General features: G+C 44.6%; 18 protein-coding genes. 12 read left to right on the top strand and 6 right to left on the bottom strand.

Annotated features, from left to right (window positions below):
* The 4 genes from ACEW8F_RS04165 to ACEW8F_RS04150 all read left to right on the top strand — a co-directional run.
* Positions 1 to 1,462 (top strand): ABC transporter ATP-binding protein (locus ACEW8F_RS04165; RefSeq protein WP_373482209.1); only part of this gene is annotated, 1,462 nt, incomplete at its 5' end.
* Positions 1,459 to 3,333: an ABC transporter ATP-binding protein gene (locus ACEW8F_RS04160; RefSeq protein ID WP_373482208.1), complete on the top strand. Its 1,875-nt coding sequence runs from the start codon at positions 1,459 to 1,461 to the stop codon at positions 3,331 to 3,333. The genes ACEW8F_RS04165 and ACEW8F_RS04160, both read left to right, overlap by 4 nt.
* 52 nt (positions 3,334 to 3,385) lie before the next feature.
* Positions 3,386 to 4,651: a hypothetical protein gene (locus ACEW8F_RS04155; protein ID WP_373482207.1), complete on the top strand. Its 1,266-nt coding sequence runs from the start codon at positions 3,386 to 3,388 to the stop codon at positions 4,649 to 4,651.
* Positions 4,652 to 4,860: 209 nt separating this feature from the next.
* The gene (locus ACEW8F_RS04150) at positions 4,861 to 5,499 is read left to right on the top strand and encodes an SOS response-associated peptidase (RefSeq protein WP_373482206.1); all 639 of its coding nucleotides are present in this window, start codon (positions 4,861 to 4,863) and stop codon (positions 5,497 to 5,499) included.
* A 266-nt stretch (positions 5,500 to 5,765) separates the two neighbouring features.
* On the opposite strand, the gene ACEW8F_RS04145 is transcribed toward ACEW8F_RS04150, so the two are convergent.
* A complete protein-coding gene (locus ACEW8F_RS04145) occupies positions 5,766 to 6,371 on the bottom strand; it encodes a hypothetical protein (RefSeq protein ID WP_373482205.1) in 606 nt (201 codons plus the stop codon).
* A 215-nt stretch (positions 6,372 to 6,586) separates the two neighbouring features.
* Here ACEW8F_RS04145 and ACEW8F_RS04140 point away from each other — a divergent pair, with 215 nt between their 5' ends.
* Both ACEW8F_RS04140 and ACEW8F_RS04135 read left to right on the top strand, forming a co-directional pair.
* Positions 6,587 to 7,126, top strand: a complete 540-nt coding sequence (locus ACEW8F_RS04140; protein WP_373482204.1) for a nitroreductase family protein — start codon at positions 6,587 to 6,589, stop codon at positions 7,124 to 7,126.
* A 204-nt stretch (positions 7,127 to 7,330) separates the two neighbouring features.
* Positions 7,331 to 8,257, top strand: coding sequence for a helix-turn-helix transcriptional regulator (locus ACEW8F_RS04135; protein WP_373482203.1), 927 nt, complete (start codon positions 7,331 to 7,333; stop codon positions 8,255 to 8,257).
* A gap of 122 nt (positions 8,258 to 8,379) precedes the next feature.
* Here ACEW8F_RS04135 and ACEW8F_RS04130 read toward each other — a convergent pair whose 3' ends face one another.
* A complete protein-coding gene (locus tag ACEW8F_RS04130; RefSeq protein WP_373482202.1) occupies positions 8,380 to 9,954 on the bottom strand; it encodes a hypothetical protein in 1,575 nt (524 codons plus the stop codon).
* Between the two features lie 286 nt (positions 9,955 to 10,240).
* Between ACEW8F_RS04130 and ACEW8F_RS04125 the strand changes: the two genes are divergently transcribed.
* The 5 genes from ACEW8F_RS04125 to ACEW8F_RS04105 all read left to right on the top strand — a co-directional run bounded on the left by ACEW8F_RS04125 (position 10,241) and on the right by ACEW8F_RS04105 (position 14,917).
* On the top strand, positions 10,241 to 10,828 hold the full coding sequence (locus ACEW8F_RS04125; protein WP_373482201.1) for a hypothetical protein: 588 nt from the start codon (positions 10,241 to 10,243) through the stop codon (positions 10,826 to 10,828).
* Between the two features lie 201 nt (positions 10,829 to 11,029).
* Positions 11,030 to 11,749 carry a DnaJ domain-containing protein gene (locus ACEW8F_RS04120; RefSeq protein WP_373482200.1) on the top strand — a complete coding sequence of 240 codons (720 nt, stop codon included), beginning with the start codon at positions 11,030 to 11,032 and terminating at the stop codon, positions 11,747 to 11,749.
* Between the two features lie 32 nt (positions 11,750 to 11,781).
* Positions 11,782 to 12,192 carry a hypothetical protein gene (locus ACEW8F_RS04115; RefSeq protein WP_373482199.1) on the top strand — a complete coding sequence of 137 codons (411 nt, stop codon included), beginning with the start codon at positions 11,782 to 11,784 and terminating at the stop codon, positions 12,190 to 12,192.
* 450 nt (positions 12,193 to 12,642) lie between these two features.
* A complete protein-coding gene (locus ACEW8F_RS04110; protein ID WP_373482198.1) occupies positions 12,643 to 12,906 on the top strand; it encodes a hypothetical protein in 264 nt (87 codons plus the stop codon).
* Positions 12,907 to 13,129: 223 nt separating this feature from the next.
* Positions 13,130 to 14,917 carry an FAD-dependent oxidoreductase gene (locus tag ACEW8F_RS04105; RefSeq protein WP_373482197.1) on the top strand — a complete coding sequence of 596 codons (1,788 nt, stop codon included), beginning with the start codon at positions 13,130 to 13,132 and terminating at the stop codon, positions 14,915 to 14,917.
* Between the two features lie 77 nt (positions 14,918 to 14,994).
* On the opposite strand, the gene ACEW8F_RS04100 is transcribed toward ACEW8F_RS04105, so the two are convergent.
* Genes ACEW8F_RS04100 through ACEW8F_RS04085 form a run of 4 tightly spaced genes read right to left on the bottom strand, consistent with a single transcriptional unit; the run spans position 14,995 to position 16,102 of the window.
* Positions 14,995 to 15,207, bottom strand: a complete 213-nt coding sequence (locus ACEW8F_RS04100; RefSeq protein WP_373482196.1) for a hypothetical protein — start codon at positions 15,205 to 15,207, stop codon at positions 14,995 to 14,997.
* A 1-nt stretch (position 15,208) separates the two neighbouring features.
* Complete coding sequence (locus tag ACEW8F_RS04095; protein ID WP_373482195.1) at positions 15,209 to 15,415, bottom strand: hypothetical protein; 207 nt, start codon at positions 15,413 to 15,415, stop codon at positions 15,209 to 15,211.
* A 13-nt stretch (positions 15,416 to 15,428) separates the two neighbouring features.
* Positions 15,429 to 15,887 carry a hypothetical protein gene (locus ACEW8F_RS04090; RefSeq protein WP_373482194.1) on the bottom strand — a complete coding sequence of 153 codons (459 nt, stop codon included), beginning with the start codon at positions 15,885 to 15,887 and terminating at the stop codon, positions 15,429 to 15,431.
* Positions 15,888 to 15,895: 8 nt separating this feature from the next.
* Positions 15,896 to 16,102 (bottom strand): helix-turn-helix transcriptional regulator, encoded by a 207-nt coding sequence (locus tag ACEW8F_RS04085; RefSeq protein WP_373482193.1) that lies wholly within the window; start codon positions 16,100 to 16,102, stop codon positions 15,896 to 15,898.
* Between the two features lie 370 nt (positions 16,103 to 16,472).
* On the opposite strand from ACEW8F_RS04085, the gene ACEW8F_RS04080 reads away from it, so the two are divergent.
* Positions 16,473 to 17,978 carry a carbohydrate-binding domain-containing protein gene (locus ACEW8F_RS04080; RefSeq protein ID WP_373482192.1) on the top strand — a complete coding sequence of 502 codons (1,506 nt, stop codon included), beginning with the start codon at positions 16,473 to 16,475 and terminating at the stop codon, positions 17,976 to 17,978.
* Positions 17,979 to 18,092 lie beyond the last annotated feature (114 nt).

The following is an 18,092-nucleotide window of genomic DNA, read 5'->3' as shown; positions in this document are numbered from 1 at the left end:
TGACAAAACCCAAGTCTTGTCAATCCGCGATTTTAATCGTTTTAGTACCGCTTCAATGATTACCCGGGCGACCAGTGATATTACGGTCATTCAGCAGACCGTGATTATGTTTGCCCAAATGATTTTACCGGCACCGATTATCGCGATAACAGCGATTATCATGACCATTGGCGTGAGCTCATCACTGGTATGGATTCCCATCATTGCGATGGTCGTTTTTATGTTGGCCATTTATCTTATCTTCATTAAAGCCAGCCCGATCTCGAAAACCATTCAAAAACGGTTGGACGTCATTAATCGTATCATGGGTGAAGCGATTACCGGGGTTCGGGTGATCCGAGCCTTTGACAATTCGGAATTTGAACGAAAACGAACCAATCAGGCTTTTTTAGATTATGCTGACAACGTGATCCGCCTGAATAAGACCTTTGCGGTGTTCAGTCCGCTGATCTGGTCGATTGTCGGGATCAGTATGGTGGCGGTGTTATGGTTTGGCAGTTTTCTGGTGCTCAACGGCGAAATTCAAGTCGGCGGCATTATCGCTGTTTCAGAATATACGATTCTCTTGTTGATTGCACTGATTATGTCGTCGATGGTGATGGTAATGTTACCGAAGATGAAGGCCTGTCTGGATCGAACCCAGGAGGTATTGGATACGATCCCGGAAATTGCAGATGAAACCCAGCCGCAGGCCTTGCGAAACCCGGATAATCGGGCAAAAATCGTCTTTGATCAGGTCAGTTTCTCCTATCGGGGGGCGGAGGAGTCGGTTTTGGAGGGCATCAGCTTTTCTTGTGAGCAGGGTAAAACCACCGCCATTATCGGGGGCACCGGTTCAGGCAAGAGTACCATTGCCAGTCTGATGCTGCGTCTTTATGATGTGGCCAGCGGGTCGATCACCCTGGAAGGGGCGGATATCCGTCAGATGACCCAGCATCAGCTGCGGGAAGCCATCAGTTATGTGCCCCAGAAGGCGATTCTCTTTAGTGGTACCATTGCTGACAATCTGCGGATGGGAAACAGCCAGGCAACCCCGGCAGAGTTGGAACAAGCTGCTCAAATCGCCCAGGCGCATGACTTCGTTACCGAACTGGCAGAAGGCTATCAAAGCCCGGTGGCTCAGGGCGGTACCAATTTTTCCGGCGGCCAGAAGCAACGGTTGTGCATTGCCCGGGCGCTGGTAAAAAAAGCCCCGGTATATATTTTTGACGACAGCTTTTCAGCCCTGGATTTTAAAACCGATGCGGCACTTAGAAAAGCACTGAAAAAAGAGATGGCGGATGCGGCGATGGTGATTGTGGCCCAACGGGTCAGCACCACTATCGACGCCGACCAGATCATCGTGCTGGATGCGGGCCGGATGGCCGGTATCGGTCGGCATGAGGAACTGATGAAAAGCTGCCTCGTTTATCAGGAAATCGTTGCGTCTCAGCTCAGTGAAACGGAGGCTGACAGTTTATGAAGAAACAGCGAAAGAAACCACAACAAGGAAATAAGCAAGCGCTTAATAGCGAAGGCCTGCCTGAAACGGAAGACCTGACTGAAATGGAAGATATCCCCAAAAACTCAAAGGCTTCGGCCAAACGATTAATGGCGCTGCTGCTGAAACAAAAAGGGGCCTTGCTGATCATTCTGTTGGCCGCTGTGGCCAGCAACGGGCTTTATGCCTTTACCCCCATTATTATGGGGAAAGCTCTGGATCAACTGATTCAGGCCATCATCAGCAATGGCATCGGTGGCAGTTTTGAACAGTTAGCCGATATCCTGGGGCTGCCCCTGTTATTGTTGGGGCTGGCCTATCTGATTGGCGCGGCAATATCTTTTCTGCAGGAGTATACCATGGCCAGTGTGGGTGAAAAGCTGGCCTTATCGTTGCGGGAGAAAATAAGTGAAAAGATCACTAGACTGCCGCTGCATTATTATGATGCCAATGAAACCGGCGCGGTTTTAAGCCGAACCACCAATGATCCCGATAAGATTGCCGAGATTCTAAAAACCGGGGCCTTGCAGTTTACTAATGCGCTTTGTAATCTTGCTTTCAGCATTGTTATTATGTTTATCCTAAGCCCCGTCATGGCCGTGATCATCATAACCACGATGTCGCTGAGTGTTTTTGCGACCAAATGGATTTCCGGAAAAACGCTGGCGATTTTCTATGAAAATCAGAAGGTGTTAGGAGAATTAAACGGAAAAATCGAAGAGTATTATACCGGCAACCTGATTATCAAAAGTTTTAACCAGCAGGAGCAGGTCATCAAAACTGAGCGGGAGTTGAGCGAGCGCCAGTATCAAGCCAACAAAAAATCACAATTCGTGATCTATGCCATCTATCCGGCGATCCGCTTTCTGACCCAGCTGAGTTTTGTGGTAACGGCCATTGTGGGGGGGATTTTTGCCATTAATGGCACGATGACGATTGGAACGGTGCAGGCTTTTTTGCAGTATGTCAATCAGATTGCCGACCCGATTACCCAGTCTTCCTACTTTATCAACTCGATGCAGGCCGCCCTGGCATCGGCAGAACGGGTTTTTGAATTTCTGGACGAACCCGAAGAGGTGCCTGAAACCAGCACGCCCAAACAGATTATCCAACCGGATGGGGCGGTGGCTTTTGAACATGTCCGCTTTGGTTATCATCCCGATGAACTCTTAATGGAGGACATCAGCTTTACCGTCAGACCAAACGAGATGGTGGCCATTGTCGGGCCTACCGGTGCCGGCAAGACCACCCTGGTCAATCTATTGATGCGGTTCTACGAACTGGATGGCGGCACCATCAAAGTCGATGGGATTGATATTAACGACCTGTCCAAAAGCGGTCTCCGGCGGATGGTCGGAATGGTGCTTCAGGATACCTGGCTCTTTAAAGGCACGATTGCCGAGAATATTGCTTATGGCAAGATGGATGCCACCCGGGAAGAGATTATTCAGGTGGCCAAGGCGGCCCGCTGTGACCATTTTATAAGGACTTTGTCAGAAGGCTACGATACGGTGATCTCCAATGAAGAAGGAACGGTCTCCCAAGGGCAAATGCAGCTGCTGACCATTGCCCGCGCGATGCTGGCCAATCCGGCCCTGATGATTCTGGATGAAGCGACCTCCAGCGTTGACACCAAAACTGAATTGCAGGTGCAAAAAGCGATGCTTTCGAGTATGAAGGGAAAAACCAGCTTTGTTATTGCCCATCGACTTTCCACCATCAAGTCAGCGGATCTGATTCTGGTAATGAAAAACGGCACCATTGTTGAAAAGGGAACCCATCAGGAATTGCTGGCTGCGGGTACCTTTTATGCTGATTTGTATAATAGCCAATTTAATAATTTGGCGGAGTAAAGAATGCCCAACAGCACAAGAAACAGTGGTTGGATTTAACTAGGGAGGAATTTTGGATAATTTTGTTGTAGATGAAATGATAGAAAAGCTTAAGTGTAAAAATATCAAGCGATGGTGGAGCACTGACAAGTGTTTTCCTGTTTTGGGCGAAGTGATTAGCATTAAAGAAAAAAGGATCCGTGAAAAGGATATGAATCAGTTTATCAATGATCTTTTTTCGCATTTAAAGCAATGTCCTAAGAAGAAAGATCTGCAAACGGCCTGGAAAAATACCTTATGGGCACTGATAAAAAACTTTGCCGAACAGTCGGGTTTTACAGAAGAGTCAATTAATCAAGACTTTGCCGAAGCCCTTCCCACCGTAACGCATCAGTTTATTGGCAGGGTAAAAGCGTTTAACGCAGAGATAAAATTGGACAACATGCTGCAAGCCCTCAGAAATGTCTGGATCATGAATCTGCTTCAGGTTTTGTTTCAGGTCAAGGTCGAGTATACCCCTTCAATTTTTGCTTATAGTATGCTTTATCCGTATACCGATAATTATTTAGACGACCCGGAAGTATCCTTGGAGGATAAACAACAGGTCAGTAAACGCTTTAGAAGCCGGTTAGAAGGGGATCAAATAGAAGCGAATAACGCCTACGAAGCGGCCTTATTTAATTTTGTGGGGATGATTGAGAGCCAATATAGTAGAGCGGATTTTAAAGAGTTATATGAAAGTCTCTTAGCTATTCACGATGCGCAATATAATAGCCTAATGCAGCATAATGAGATGACTTCCCCTTACGAAAAAGATGTCTTGGGAATAAGTGCTGAGAAAGGCGGGGCATCGGTGCTGGCAGATGCCTATTTAGTAAATGGCAGACTTTCTGATGCGCAGATGGATTTTGTCTTTGCGTATGGCGTCCTGCTTCAATTATGTGATGATTTACAGGATGCCAAAGAGGATCGGGAGAATGGACAGATGACCATTTTTTCGGTAACTTTAAAAAAGTGGCCGTTGGATAAGCTAACCAATGCTTTGTTTGATTTTTTAAATATGATAATGGCAGATTTAGATGAAGATCTTGATCATGAGGAATCTCGTAAAATGAAACTCTTTTTACAGAAAAACCTGATTCTCCTGATATTTGAAGCTATTTCACAAAACCAGGATTATTATAGTAAAGAATACATCAAGGCCATCGAAAAACATCTGCCGTTTAGAATGGTTTATACGAAAAAGCTTTATAAAAAGCTAAAGCGGAATTATGCCAACTTTACAAACGTCGCCGGGTATACCATCGATGAAGTCATAATCATTGCGACGGAGATGTAGATCAGTCGGATCAGAACCAAGATTGAATCACGGTTTGGGTCATTGCATGGGGTAGCTCTAACAATTTATCACCATGGCAGCTGTGAAAATCACATTACGTTTTTAAAGATTTGAATGACATCCTCAAGTTTTGCGGTTCTTGGATTGGTTCAGCTGCAGGATCATGGGTGTTAACTTAATTCAGCAAGCTGGAAAATGGGGGAATAAAAATGTGTGGACGTTATATGCTATATTCCGATAAAGAGGAAAGAGCGATCAAGGCAATCGTTGAAGAAGTCAATCAGAAGTATCAAACGACGATAGAAAAGGGGGATATTTATCCCACCGATCTGGCGCCGGTTTATGCGCCTCGGCCGGATCATCAGGGAATGGATCTGAAGCTGAAGAAATGGGGGTATCATCGGCATTTTAGGAAAAAGACCCTATTGATTAATGCCCGCTCGGAAACGGTATTGGAAAAAATCGCTTTCCGGGATGACTTTTTAAAGCGCCGTTGTTTGATTCCGGCGGTGGGCTTTTATGAATGGAATGAGAAAAAAGAGAAGTTCCGGTTTACCGGTGTCGACGAGTTGATTTATCTCGGGGGCTTCTTTCATGGACAGACAGAGGGCTTTGATGAGTTTCTGATTATGACAAAATCTCCAATAAAATTGGTGGCACAGATTCACAACCGCATGCCAGTGGTGATTCCAGCAGATCAGGCAACGGACTTTCTTTATTCCACCGAAACAGCCCTGAAAATTATATCAGAAAACCGGGTTGATCTTAACCGCGAAGCGATTGTTGGTGAAAAACAATGCAGTTTTATCAATCTCTTTGCGGATACGGAACCCAAAAAAGAAGGGTAACCAGGATTCAAAAGATCTTATCGGCTATGAATATTGTTATCAGCCGAGGAATGAATGAGCACAAGAAGATAGGCTGAAATTGTCCCGATCGCAATGTCAAAAATAGATGAATACCCTGTGATTTAATCCAAAAAATTATTGCGAGCAGAGTACCTGTTAATCAAAAGGAATCATAAAAAACCGGAAAAACTGCTATTTATCCGGTTTTTTATCGGCAGTATTGAATATGATTCTCATCTTTTCAGGGTATTCATAATTTAAGATTTTTATAAATCAACGATTATTTTAGCGGTATCCGTTCCATCCGGACCAGAGAATTTAACGGTTAACATCGATATCCCTTTTTTCATCCAGACTCTGGTAATTTCTGGTTTGCCTTCGAAGCCTTGAGTCGAGTTCAATTCATAACCTTCGCCTCCGAGTTTAGCTTTGACTTCCTCATAGGTCATCCCTTCGGTAATACTTTGTGCCTGCTCAGCAGTGATTCGTTTGTCATCTGGCAGTTTGATAAGGTAAGCTTCCAAACCCTCAACGCGCTTATCAAAAACAAATTTTGATGTTCCGTCTTGTGAAAAAGCTGAGCTCAGACCAATCATGACGCCATTTCCGTTTTTGTCGGTGTACTGGAATATATCGGCCATAGGTTCTTTAGCCGTTACACCTAAGGCTGTATCCACCTCTGCTTTTGTCTGTCCAAGTTGGACCTTGTCATAAAAAGTGTAAATTTTTTCCAAAGCAGCAGTGCTATCAGCTCCGTCGGTTCCGCCACCCGTATCCTGGGTGCTTTGTTGACTACAGCCAGCCATAAAGACTGACGCGGAAATCATGATAGCCATAAGTAAAATGAATATTTTGATTCTTGACGTCGTCATTATAAAACCTCCCCTTTTCTTTTGCTTCATTGATACCCGTTTAGGGGTTTCAATAACAGTTTTGGTTAAAATAATAGTAGTGGCATGGGAATGCACAATAGCAGATTAATGCTGGATAATTAGGGCATTCTGCTTATCGAGAAAAAGGATAAATGTTTAATGCGTGGTTTCAAAATAGGAGTATAATAAGGTATCAAAGTAAATGGGAGGTTATTATGGAATTTCAAAAAGCAATTGAAACAAGAAGAAGTATGAGAAATTATGACGCTTCGAAAAAGGTGGATGAAGCCACCGTCAAAGCGATGATTGAAGCGGCAATTCTGGCCCCGTCCTGGAAAAACTCGCAGACCGCCCGGTATTATTGCATCCAATCAGAGGCACTGGTGAGTCAGTTCAAAGCGGAATGTCTGCCGCCCTTTAATGCCAAAAACGCTGCTGATGCACCGTTGCTGATTGTCACCACCTTCGTTGAAAATGCCTCGGGATTCAATCCGGACGGTGAACCAACTAATGAATTGGGAAACGGTTGGGGTTTTTATGATCTGGGTCTGCACAATGAAAATTTGATTTTAAAAGCCAGAGATTTGGGCCTGGATACGCTGATTATGGGAATTCGGGATGCTGATAAAATCCGGGAAATGTTGACCATCAGTGACGATGAGATCATCGTAGCGGTAATTGCGGTGGGTTATGCCGCCCAGGAAGCCAGAATGCCGCCCCGTAAAGCGGCAGATGAGATCCTGAAGTTTTTCTAAGCAGAATCGTGATTAGAATAAATTTATCGCACAATGGCTGATCAGGAGCGGCGATCACTGATGTCTTTTGTCATATCTCCGCGCTTAATGAGATCAGCTAGATCATTATCCCAATTACTCCTCATATAATGAATGCTTTTAGCAAGGGCAGTCAAGCAATTTGCTCCTTGATGGTCTAGAATAAAGACAAGGGAGGTGAGAAAAATGGAAGAGGCACAGATTTTTCGGGCCGTGCAGCGGATGCAGGACTATATCGAAATCAATCTTACCCGGAAGATTACCTTGAAAGAACTGGCCAATGCGGCCGGATATTCGCCCTGGCATGCAGCCAGGCTGTTTAAAGAAGTGGTCGGGAAAGCCCCCTTTGATTATATCCGGGCGTTAAGGCTCACCAAGGCGGCGCTTTTGCTACGGGATGGGGAGATGAAGATTGTCGATGTGGCGATGGATTTTGTCTTCGATTCCCATGAAGGCTTTACCCGGGCATTCTCCCGGGAATTTGGGATGGCCCCCAGCAAATATGGTCGGCAGACACCGCCAATCCAATTATTTATGCCTCAGAAAGTTTTCGACACCTACCAGTCCATGCATAAAGGAGAGAAAAAAATGAGTGAGAAAAAAATGAAGGAACAACAAAATTCCCGTACCGTGTTTGTCCAGGTGATTGAACGACCGGCCCGGAAGCTGCTGTTAAAACGGGGCGTCAAAGCAACCGAGTATTTTGCTTATTGTGAAGAAGTCGGTTGTGAGATCTGGTCAGTGCTCACCAGTGTGAAGGAAGCCTTATATGAGCCCATCGGAATGTGGCTGCCTAAGCATCTTATCCGGAAAGGTACGTCCCAGTATGTTCAGGGAGTGGAGGTGCCTCTGGATTATGCCAATGTCATTCCGGAGGGTTATGAGCTGATTGAGCTGCCCCCCTGCACGATGATGGTGTTTCAAGGCGAACCTTATGACGATACCGATTTTATGGCCGAAATTGATGCGATCTGGGAACATGTTAAACGCTTTGATCCAACCGTTTACGGCTACCAATGGGCGCAGGAAGCAGCACCGCGATTCCAGCTGGTGCCGATGGGCTACCGCGGGTATATTGAAGCCTATCCGGTTAATGCCATTAACAAAATCTAGTCTGATTGAACACTAACACCAGCCAAGCCGGTTCAAAGCGGAAGAATAACTCTGTCCGCTTTGAACCGGCTTTTGTTTTTGGCAAGTGTCATGGTAAAAGCATAAAAGAATGGATGGGTTTGTTATTCTGCCGGCTTCCACTCCGAATTCATACTGAGTTTAAAGTCATTCCACATGAAGGTCATGGTTTTCCAGACGACCCGCTTGGGTATGATTTCCGTCATCCCGGCACCATAGAATTCATATTCAGACTGGCCTTCCCGGTTAGGTTTGAATTCATTGTGAATGTAGTCACTTAGAGTTCCTTCGGAGTAAAGGTCATCTTCATAAGTGTTCATGCCAATTTCAGTGATGTCACCGTCATACAAAATGGTGCCATCATTGTTGACCAGCATGAAATTCACATTTTCGCCAATGCTTTCCAGATTAGTCAGATAGGCAGCAAAATCATAGAGACGTACCTGGGCCACAATGTATCCGGCAATCTGGCCATCTTTTTCTACGGGGGTCACAAAAGCTAAAAGCTGCGTTGCCGGAGACGGATGATCGGCAAAGGTCATTTCGGTGATAAAAGGCTGTTTGTTTTGGCTGATGGCGGGAATGTTTTTATCATAGAGATCAAATGAAATCCCTTTGAAATAGGTGGGGTAGGCGTTGGTAATGATATTTTTATTATTGACAAAAGCCACATTTTTGGCGATCGGACTATCCTTTGAGATGGCGACCAAGGCGCTTGAGAAGGCTTCACTATCCTCACCGGATTGCTGATAGGCGGTCACCGCCGTTTTAGTGAGCGTTTCAAGATTTGTAAATTCATCATAGATCAGGGTACTGGCGGTATCCAGCCAGGATAATTCCTCGTCGGTAAACTGACGCAGGTCACCATCGGTGGTTGCGGGTTCACCGGCCCCGGGTTCGGAATTGACATAAATCCGCAGATCCGAGCCAAAGGCGTTAACTGTGTCCCATTTTACTTGCTTCTGCACCGGCTCATTGGTACCAGCGGCATTATAAGTGTAGGTTCCTTCGCCCTGGGCATTGGGGATCATTTTATTTTTGATCAGGGTTTGAAGCTCAACAAAACTGCTGTAGATAGGATCAGTTAAGATATTCTTACCAATTTCGGTCATATTGCTGGTGTAGACATTGGTTCCGTTGGTGTCGATGACGCCAAGATCGAGATTCTGTCCGATTGTCAGCTTGCTGAGTTCAGCCCCAAAGGTATAGGGATCAATGTAGGCAATCACCCAACCGCCGTTTTTGATCGGCACTGAAGCATAGAGATAGGGGGAGTCATCACTTGAGATGTGGGATTTAATGACCATCGCCGGGGTATCCACAAACAGTTCGGGATGACGGTTGATACTTTTTAAATTGAGACCGATAAAGGGGGTGTCCATTTTCGTGGCAACCTGGGTCACATTGGAATCGGCATCAGTTACCAGAATATCGAAGAAATAAGGTTTGCTGTTAAGTTTTTCATTCAACAGCGAGTAGGCTTTTTCATCACCGGCAGGACTTCTTCCGACACTCGTTCCAATTTCTTCCAACATCGTCTGAATCTCGTCCATTTCTTTTTGCAGTGTGGTGGTCGCATCAGAAAGGGGATCAGCTTTGCCGTTGCTGGAATCTGTCGTTGCACAGCCGCTTAACAGCAGGGCGCAGACGAGCAATAAGGGCAGTAGTTTTCTTTTCATCACTTAGTTCACTCCTCGTAGTTTTATTTTGCTTCTGTAAAGCGTTTCACAAAAGTTGGTAAAATCATTTTATCACAGATGCAATTGGCATAAAAAGAATAATTTTCAATTCAACAAAAATTCATTGCTGGATTTTCAAATGCAAAGTATCGAAATGAATAATCAAAACTAAGTAACTTTTTGGTTTGAGAAGATTTATTTTTCGTTGGAAATTTACTTTCATTTAATATTTTCGTGAAAGATGGGTATATTCAGGAAAAAAGACAAAAAGATTGGAGAAAGCAAAATGGATTTTAAAATTTTTGAAAAATTCCCCTTTTCCTACGATATCGAAACGCTGGATAAGGAACTGCATTTAAGAGGCAACGAAGCGATGCTGGATATGCTGGAGCCCATTTATGAAATGGTGGAGCAGATTGCCAGACCTAAGGCGATTTACTTTCAAGCTGAGGCCACCGAAAAAACGGATGAATCGGTTAAAATCAATGGGGTGCCCTTTGAAAGTCAGCTGCTCAGGGGTTATGTCGAGCAGGGCGAGCCGGTTTTCCCCTATATTGTTACGGTCGGTACTGAGCTGGATGATTATTCCAAAACCCTGAAAGACTCCATGGATCTTTTTATGATCGACGAGATCATGAATCTGCTGGTCAATACCGGTAAAGTGTTTGTGGCCGATGCGGTGAAAGAAGAATTGTGCTGGCCAATGGTTCAGGACTACGTTCCGGGAAACGGTGAAGAATGGTCAACAGTAGAACAGAAACGGCTCTTTGACATGTTTGCCGGTGAAACCACCAAAATCGGCGTGACCCTGGGGGATAATTATTTTGTGTTACCTGGTCGGTCCACGATTGGGATTTTGTCACAAAAACGATAAATGACAGCGATTTGATAGGTTAACTGCCACAAAAAGATGACGATAAGACGGTCATCTTTTTGTGGCAGTTTATATTTCATGGGGAATTATGATCCCGTGAAAAACTTTTGTTCAATTGTTTAAACAAAACCTAAACATTTAGGGGTACAATCATTCCACGATTAATTTTAGAAATAAATTTGCAGATAAGGTGGAGTCACAATGAATTTGGATCCCTATCAAGTTTTGGGGGTTCCTCACGATGTCAGCGATGAGGACGTCTCAAAAGCATATAAAAAACTGGCGAAGCAATATCATCCCGACTTGAATCCGGGCAATCAGGAAGCCGCCCGGAAAATGAGCGAGGTCAATGCGGCCTATGATTTGATCAAGAGCGGCCAGGCTAATTATGTTTATGGCAATGCTCATGGCACCGCCAGTCCCTATCAACCAGGCCATGCGGGACAAACCAGAACCTATACCTATCGCTATGCCAGCAGCGCTGGTCGTACCGGTCAGGCCGATCCTTTTGAAGGTTTTGATCCCTTTGAGTGGATTTTTGGGGCGTATGCCAGCCAGCGGCAGGCCTACAGTTTTGAAGCAGCGGCAAACTATATCAATATGGGGAATTATGAACAAGCACTCAATGTTCTCAAGCATCTGGCGGATCGCAACGCCCAATGGCATTTTTACAGTGCCATCGCCAACTATGGCCTGGGTTACCGGGATATTGCCCGGGAGCATGCCCGCATGGCTGTTGAGATGGAACCGGATAATAGCGAATATCAAAATCTCCTGAACCAAATGAGTGGCCGACGCAGCTGGTTTGGTGGGAGCGGTCGGCGGGCATCAAATTTTTCGCCGCTGGGTACGATTGTTAAGTTGTTTATTGGCTTTTACGCGATTCAGTTTTTGCTTTCGTTTTTAGGGTTAATATTTTAGAACCTGTGTGTAAACAGATTAGGAGACAATCGATGGAAAGTTTTAAAAATAAGCTGATTCGCTTCATGATCGGCCGTTACGGCATTGATCAGCTTTACTATGCCGGCTTATTTCTGGCTCTTGGATTGATGATGATCAATATGATGGTCAATTCAACGATCCTGATGATCGCATCAAACGGCGTGATCCTATTAATGGTGTTACGGGGTTTTTCCCGAAATATCAGCCGCCGGCGGATGGAAAACGAAAAGTTCCTGAAACTATGGAACCCCGTGAAAAAAGAAGGCCGGATCTTTTTTCGGCGGATTAAAGAAATTCGGGTTCATCGTTACCGGAAATGTCCCCATTGTAAGAAAACCCTGAAGCTGCCCATTAAACGGGGTAAACATATGGTCAAATGTCCGGAGTGCCAAGAGAGCTTTGCGGTTCGGGTGATTGTGTAAAGAAAAATACGAGCAAACCATAGGATTCCCACCGATCAGTGGAACACGCACTGGCAGGTGGGGATTTTTTAATTAAAAGCTTATATCAGCAGAAAATTCAGGATGTGGACAATTTTAATCCCGAAAAAGTTGTTGCAGACGTGGGCATCCATGGCGAGAATAAATTTAGGATTGTTTATCGGCCATGATTTTAGGGGACGCAATTCTTATTCCTTGGTCTTTTAATCGAGGATGGTCGTCGAAACTGGGAATCTGAAAAAAATTAAGCCTTAAAAACAGATAACGTTCTCATTAGTTATTTATTTAACAATCTTTGTGTTTTGTGTTATAATTTAGAAAAGGTATAAATTTACTAAAAGCGGCCAGAGAACAACGGCGTTCAAAGCAAACAATGGTCGTGACGTCGAATTCAAGCTGTTTTTTGAGCAAAGGTTTTGGAGGTCCAAGCTAATGATCAACACACATTTAAAAGAAGAAAAAGCGGTAATCTGTCAGGAGGATGGAGTCAGCGAAATTAAACTCACCTGCACTACCTGTCCCCGTCAATGTGAAATGACCCTGCTAATGGAAGGGCTTTCGGTCTTGATGGTAAAAGATGATGGCTGTAAAAAAGGCAGCAAGTTTGCCTATAAAGAAATGAAAAAGCGTAAAAAACAGAAATCTCAGAAGGGGATATCTTGCTGCGGAATGGATCTGATGGAAGAAGCCGTTTAAATCGGATCGCGAGTTAATCAGAATGATTGCACTAAATTTAAAATACATCCACCATTAATAAAACAATTGGGAATAGCGAAGATTCCGGTTGTTTTATTTTTTTGCCAATTTTAAATTCTTATGTGATGAAATCACAGAGATTGAAATTGGAATCTGCTAAGATTTAATTACGTTAAATAATAAACAAACAAAGTCGTTTTTTAATTTTTAAGGAGATATTTCGATGAAAAAAATACTAATTGTTGGTGGTGTTGCCGGCGGAGCTACCGCAGCAGCCAGACTGCGTCGTTTAAGTGAAGAAGATCAGATTATTTTGTTTGAACGGGATGAATATATTTCATTCGCCAATTGTGGATTACCCTATTATATTGGGAACGTGATTACGGACCGTCAGAAATTACTGGTTCAAACTGTGGAAGGCATGTCAAAACGTTATAACCTTGATATCCGTAATTTCAGCGAGGTTACTGCAGTTGATCCGGTGTTAAAAACGGTTAAGGTAAAAAATCATCAAACTGGAGCAGTCTATACGGAAAGCTATGACAAACTGATTCTTTCACCCGGGGCAAAACCCATTGCGCCACCCATTCCCGGACTGGCAGAAGCCAAAAATGTATTGATTATGCGAAATATTCCCGATACCGATAAGATCAAAGCGGTAGTGGATAGTGGCCAGGTCAAACGGGCGGTGGTTATCGGGGGTGGTTTTATCGGCATTGAAATGGCAGAAAATCTCCAGGAGCTGGGTATCAATGTCACCCTGGTGGAAAAAATGAATCAGGTATTGAAGCCGCTGGACTTTGAAATGGCGCAACTGGTCCATCATGAAATTAATGCCAATTGTGTTAATCTGATCCTGGAAGATGGGGTCGATCATTTCCAGAATGGAGGCAGTGAAGTGGTGCTGGAAAGCGGCCAGGTGCTTCAGGCGGATCTGGTGATTCTCGCCATCGGGGTGGTACCGGAAAACGCTTTAGCTAAAAGTGCCAATCTGAAAACAGGTCCCCGGGGACATATTGTCACTTCAGAAAACTATGAGGTTTTTGATGCTGAGACCGGCGGGATAAATCCCGATATTTTTGCCATTGGCGATGCGGTGGAAGTCATCGATTTTGTCACCAAAACCCAGACTGCCATACCACTGGCCTGGCCGGCTAACCGCCAGGGACGTCTGGTGGCGGATTACATCAACGGTAAAAAAATCCGCAATGTCGGCATTCAGGGAACGGCGGTGGCTAAGGTGTTCAGTAAGACCATTGCCACAACGGGCAATAACGCCGCGCAGCTGGATATGAAAAAGATGGATTATCAGGTGGTGCTGGCGCATCGGGCCAATCATGCCGGATACTATCCCCATGCCGTCAGTATTGCCTTGAAATTATTATATGATCCCAAAACCCTGAAAATTCTGGGAGCTCAGGCTGTCGGTCAGGAGGGCACGGAAAAGCGGATTGATGTGATTGCCGCGGCCATGAAAATGGGGTCCACCGTACTGGATCTTCAGGACTTTGAACTTGCTTATGCGCCACCTTTCTCATCAGCCAAAGATCCGGTGAATATTCTGGGGTATATCGCCGAAAATATTCTGGATGGGGTATACAAAACCGTCCAGTGGAATGAAATTGATCAGCTTATTGCCGATGGTGGTTTCCTTCTGGATGTGCGAAACGCCTCAGAAGTCAGTAACGGTGCCATTAAAGGGGCAGTGAATATCGAACTGGATACCCTCCGGGATCGTCTCAGCGAAATTCCGGTTTCCAAAGATGAACCCATTTATGTGACCTGTCAGGTGGGTCAGCGGGCCTATCTGGCCATCCGGATTCTTCAGAATCACGGGTTTACCAATATTTATAATCTGGCGGGTGGATTCAGCACGTATAAGTCAGCTCATTATCAATTGGCAGCTCTCAATTTTGCGGTGGGCGACTGTTTGGCTGAAAATGATGACATTTACAATGAAGAAGATGTGGATCTGGGTGGAGGTCAAGAGTCCTTGGTTAAAGCTAGTTAAATAAGGAAAAAAAGCTTGCTCCGTCATATTTAATTGCAGAAAAACCCCGCAACAATTATTTTGTTGAGGGGTTTTTCTCAGTTTCTTTTAAAATTTTTCAGTTTTAAGTAAGTGGCTGCAGGTAAGATGCCAATAATAATCTGGCACAAGGCTAGACCAGCCAATCCCCCAAGGATAAAATGCAGGACGGGTATCTCGGGAAGCAGATTTTTGATGATAAAATTAATGAGATTAAAAATGGCAAATAGCAAAAGTCCGATTTTCAGTTCTTTTCGCATCGTTGGTTTCATTTCATCGGCTCCATTTCTTTTTATTGATGGTTTTTTTCAATCTTACCCGGGAATACACCAGTACCGGCAGATTGACCAGCATCAGCAAACCAATGCTGCGCACGGCCCAATCAGGCAGAAAAAAAATCATTTGGTCAATGGCCATCAAGCCCAGACAGAGGATCATGATCAAAACGGTTACTGGAAATAAAAGACTTTTTTTCATCATCGATCACTAACCCTTACATGGTTTTCATACAATAGAGCTTGACCACAGCGCTGACTGACAGTTGGGCAGCTACAGCGACGACCAGCGTATAAAAAACAACAATGTTAAAATATCCGGCAATAATGGCAGCAAGCACCATAAGGACGGAGGTAATGATTATCATTGGTGCACCGGCTTTATTGCGGATGGCTTTTAACCGTTCATCATTTTCCTTATTGTACAATATCTTTAGTTTAGTTTCATCATTAATCGCCAGGCTCAGCTTGATGATATCAAACACCGAGAATCCCAAAATACTGACGATCAATCCAAACTGGAATCCGGCGACAAAACCGTCAGAGTGGGTTGCTGTTGAGTGGTCGGTAATCACTATCGAATAGATACTATAAAACCCCAATACCAATGTTACCAAGGCCATTCCCGAAGATATGGCAATTCTTTGTTTAACCTTCTTTTTAAATTTTTCCATCATTTTTCCTCCTAAAGTTCATTTTCTTCTGAAAAGTCAAAAACTTCTTCAATGGTCAGCCCGAAATAGTGGGCGATTTTATAGGCCAGCACCAGCGAAGCAGTATATTTACCCACTTCGATGGAGGTAATGGTCTGTCTGGTCGTGCCCACTTCCAGCGCCAGTTCTTCCTGGGATAGTTTTCGCTCTTTTCGTAATTCTTTGATTCGTGTTTTCATTTTGCACCTTCTATTGATATGCATAGTATACTTTGCATAATTAGTATAGTTTGCTTTGCATAAAATGTCAAGTAAGCTTTGCAAAAAAACAATGTAACAGCGTTGGAGTGGAGTTTTTTTCTTATCCCCCTTAAAAAGAATCAATCATTGAAAAATGGAAGGCCTCTCATTTCAATAAAAAAACAGCTTTTATCCATATAATCATCACATAGTCCGCTTATAATAGAATAAAAGAAGCGGGCACTCCAGGAAATCATCAGATTCCCATTGCGATGCTGAATCTAATTCCTAATTGTTTGAGAACAAGGTAGAAATCAATAAAACGCTTCACAAGAATATCTTAACAAAGAGAGCGAAAAGAGGAAGTTCAATGAAAAGACTAAAGATTTTCATCCCATTTTTATTTATCATCATGGTATTGTTTACCGGATGCAGTTCAAATTCCGATGACAAGGCTAAAACTACAACAGAAACCACCGCCGCTGCGGTGACAGAAACTACCGCGGTGTTAAGTGCCGTGGTCTCACCCACCTCGACAATTGTCATCGATCCGGAATTTACCGACCGGGATCTGGAAACAAGCTATGATGATACGAATGCGGTTCAGGTAACCCTGGATGGCAGTAATATCAAGGTAACCGGTGATGGCGCCACTGCCAGTGACGGGGTCCTGACCATCACCAAAGAAGGGACCTATGTGGTTACCGGGAATCTGACTGACGGGCAGATTGTGGTAGCAGCAGCCGATACCGATAAGATTCAGATTGTGCTAAGTGGTGCGACCATCAATTGTACCGACAGTGCTCCCATTTATGTAAAAAGTGCCAACAAGGTCTTTGTCACCGTGAACGCCAATACGGTCAATACCTTAACCGACGGTGGTGCCTATGTGCAGACCGATGAAAATAATGTCGATGCGGTTATTTTCAGCAAAGCGGATTTGACCATCAATGGTGAAGGTAGCCTGAATATAATAACAAAAGATAACCATGGGATTGTGTCAAAGGATGATCTGGTCATTACCGGAGGAATTTATAATATTACCTCGGCTGATGATGCCCTTAGCGGCAAAAACAGTGTCAAAATCAAAGACGGCGCGATTACCATCGATTCGTCAGCAGGCAAGGGGATTACCTCGAAGAATGCCGATGATAACACAAAAGGTTATGTTTACATTTGCGGCGGGACGATCACAGTTAAAAACAGTACCGAGGGGATTGAAGGGACAGCGATCATTGTAGAAGGCGGAACCATTGACCTGATTTCATCGGATGACGGGTTTAATGGCGCCAGTGCCAGTGCCGCTGAAACGGATACTGGCGGAAAAGGCGGCGGTGCGGCCATGGAAAATGATGCGAACGTCTATGTTTCAATTTCTGGCGGAACCATTGATGTCAACGCATCGGGTGATGGACTGGATAGCAACGGCAATCTCTATATCTCCGGCGGCACGGTGACAGTCAGTGGCCCCACCAACAACGGCAATGGCGCCCTTGATTATAATGGCACCGCTGATGTCAGTGGCGGAACCGTTGTTATTGCCGGCAGTACCGGAATGGCTCAGTCATTTTCAGAAACCTCAACGCAAGCGTCATTGCTTTATAACCTCACATCGAGCTGTGCGGCCGGGACCGAAATTAAATTAACCGATGCCAGTGGTCAGAAGGTGGTTGCCTATACGCCAGATAAAGCCTATCAATCGGTGGTGATCAGCACCCCGGACCTGGTCCAGGGATCGACCTATACCTTGACCAGCGGCAGCCAGACGGTGGAAATCCCGCTGACGGATATGGTCACCAGCAACGGTCAGACCGGAATGGGCGGACCCGGACAGGGTGGTCAGGGTCAACCCCAGGGTGGTCAAAAACCGCAATAGCCAAACAGCTCTATCAAAAAAAGTTAAGAAACAACGAAAAGACATGCTTCTGCCAATGGCCGGGCATGTCTTTTTTTCGACCCGCTTAAAGCGCTTGAATCCTGTTATTCGAAA

The organism is Acetobacterium sp. (assembly GCF_041752335.1).
In the GTDB taxonomy this organism is placed as follows: Bacteria; Bacillota; Clostridia; order Eubacteriales; family Eubacteriaceae; genus Acetobacterium.
The sequence above is the reverse complement of the archived record's forward strand: the minus strand, read 5'-3'. Positions and strand labels throughout refer to the sequence as shown.